This is a genomic window from Streptomyces sp. NRRL WC-3618 (assembly GCF_001280005.1).
Classification (GTDB): Bacteria; Actinomycetota; Actinomycetes; order Streptomycetales; family Streptomycetaceae; genus Streptomyces.
In genome coordinates this window covers 1-240 of sequence record NZ_LGDW01000405.1, presented here as the reverse complement: position 1 = coordinate 240, position 240 = coordinate 1, and the positions used below count along the sequence as shown (strand labels likewise).

General features: G+C 75.0%; 1 protein-coding gene. It reads left to right on the top strand.

Going from position 1 to position 240, the window contains the following annotated elements; genetic code table 11:
- Positions 1–20: 20 nt before the first annotated feature.
- The coding region (locus ADL01_RS27735; protein ID WP_159049655.1) for a SpnB-like Rossmann fold domain-containing protein at positions 21–240 on the top strand (220 nt) is incomplete at its 3' end.

Sequence of the window (240 nt, the reverse complement as noted above, 5' to 3'; positions counted from 1 at the left end):
GTGTGGGCTCCGGTGACGTCGTGTCGACGGCCGGCCTTGTCGATGCCCCGGTGTGGGGTCTGGTGCGGTCGGCGCAGTCGGAGAACCCGGGCCGTCTCGTCCTGGTGGACGTCGACGGTGGCGAGCAGGCTCTCGCCCTGCTGCCCGGGGTGCTCGGCCTCGACGAGCCGCAGGTGGCGGTGCGCGGGGACGTGGTGTGGGCGCCGCGACTGATGCGTGCCGGTGGCGGCGTGCTCGCGG